At 72.3% G+C, this 1,948-nt stretch carries 2 protein-coding genes; one reads left to right on the top strand and one right to left on the bottom strand.

What is annotated here, in order from left to right; genetic code table 11:
- Window positions 1–111: 111 nt before the first annotated feature.
- The gene (locus ACTWQJ_RS50895; RefSeq protein WP_443313119.1) at window positions 112–720 is read right to left on the bottom strand and encodes a hypothetical protein; all 609 of its coding nucleotides are present in this window, start codon (window positions 718–720) and stop codon (window positions 112–114) included.
- A 240-nt stretch (window positions 721–960) separates the two neighbouring features.
- On the opposite strand from ACTWQJ_RS50895, the gene ACTWQJ_RS50900 reads away from it, so the two are divergent.
- Entirely contained in the window at window positions 961–1,713 is a 753-nt protein-coding gene (locus tag ACTWQJ_RS50900; protein ID WP_224734706.1) for a GOLPH3/VPS74 family protein, read from the top strand.
- Window positions 1,714–1,948 lie beyond the last annotated feature (235 nt).

Consider the following 1,948-nt stretch of genomic DNA (forward strand, 5'->3'; position numbering starts at 1 on the left):
CGCTCCTTCGGCCGCGCCCGCAGAGGCCTCCTCAGCGGCTTCCGTGGACGCCTAGTCGGCGTCCGCGGCTGCCTCTTCGGCTGTCTCCTCGGCCGCGTCTGCAGGGGCCCTCTAGGCGGCTTCCGTGGATGCCTGCTCGTCGGTCTCCCCTTCGGGCTCCGCGTCGGTGTCCGCAGAGGCTTCCTCGGCGGCCTCCGTAGCCGCCTCCCGGTCGGGCTCCGCGCCGGTCGCCTCGTCGGCGTCTGCAGCCGCCTCTTCGACCGCGTCCGCTGAGGCCTCCTCAGGGGCCTCCGTAGACGCCTCCCCGTCGGAGCCCGCCCCGGAGCCGTCCTCCCCGGCCGCGTCGTCCCCGTTCTGCTCGGCGTTCCCGTCGGCGTTCTCCCGGGCGTCCTCGTCCGTCTCCGCGGGAGCGGCCGTCACCCACGCCGCCACAGCCGCGCGCAACCGCTCGTCACCCTCCGCCTCGGCACGGTCCCGCCCCTCGCGGCCGCCGGTGTCACCGTCCTCCGCCAAACCCTCGGAGAGCTCCCGCACGGAGAGCACCTGCGTGGCCGTATCCACGCGACCGCCCGCGTCGCCCGGCGCGGACTCCCGCGCCACGGCGAGCCGAGGATCGCCCGCCGCGGCCTTCCTGGCCTCGGGAACCGGACCCGCGCTCCCCGACGTCGGTTCTGCCGACGACTCGCGCTGCTTCGACCTGTCGGGGGACTCGCCCGCCACCGATGCCTCCTCCATGCGGCGCACGTACCCCGTGCGCCTACCCGAAACCGTGGAACAGCCGCCTGGGACACCGTTCCACAGCGCTGTCCGAACCATGTACCAGTGTCCTGTGTGCGGACTTGACCCCTGCGGTAGACGAGAACGACATACCTACTGGTTCCACTACGAACCGGTCACGCACCCTCGACAGACCAATGTGAGAGGGGTCACCCTGTCATTCATCCACGCGGGGAGGCATGGATGGGCAGGAGCCGCAGAACACTTCCGGAGGAGCTTCTGCTGCTGGCACTGGACCCGGCCACGGGTACCACTGCACAGCCGCAGTCGCTCGACCTCGGTCTGGCCGGAGCACAGCTAGTGGAGCTGGCGCTGGCCGGACGGATAGCCCCAGACGGGGATCGTATCGCCGTGGTCGTACCACGGCCGACAGGAGATCCGACATTGGATTGCGCGTTGGAGTTGCTGCGCAGGCGCGGCGCTCCGGTACGTGCAGTTCACTGGATCGGCGGGCCTCGACTGGGGCTCCGCCAGACTTACCTCTCGCATCTGGAGAGGTGCGGCATGGTGCATGCCGTGGCCGGCCAGATGTGCGGGGTGTTGCCGACGACTCGTTACCAGGCGACGGACAACGCCATCAGCCGGGAGATCAGGGCCCGGCTGGATTCAGCGATCCGCACCGGCGTACCGCCGGACCCGCGGACCGCGGCGCTCGCCGCACTGGCCCACGCGGTCGGCCTCGGCAAGCACCTGTATCCGGGCAACGAGGGCCGCTCGTCCCGTTCCCGGCTACGGGATCTGATCCGGCATGACCCGATGGGCGGTCTCGTGGCGCACGCCGTGATGGACGTCCAGAACGGCGTGGCGGCCCAGCCACGCCGCAGCGCGGCACCGGCCGGCCGGGCGGCCGCCGGAGCCAGGCCCGCGGCGGAGCCCGCCCGCGGTGTCCCGGCGCAGCCACGCCGCGGATCGATGGCGCGAGCCGTGGCTCACTGAGCCGCAGTCCCACGGCACCGCATCACGACCGCACCACAGCAGGGCAGCAGCACCACAGCACGTAGCAAGCAGCACGTCCGCACCACGCACCGCCACGCGCCGCCGAGCCATGGAACAGGGCCCCACAGACGCCCCACAGAACCGGTTCGGGAGCCGCAGCGGTCCGCGCGGGGTGGCGGGACCCGTCGTCCGGACGACGGACGGGTCCCACCGCCCCGCGCGGTCGCATGTGTGG

Source organism: Streptomyces sp. KR55 (assembly GCF_052245645.1).
In the GTDB taxonomy this organism is placed as follows: domain Bacteria; phylum Actinomycetota; class Actinomycetes; order Streptomycetales; family Streptomycetaceae; genus Streptomyces; species Streptomyces flavusporus.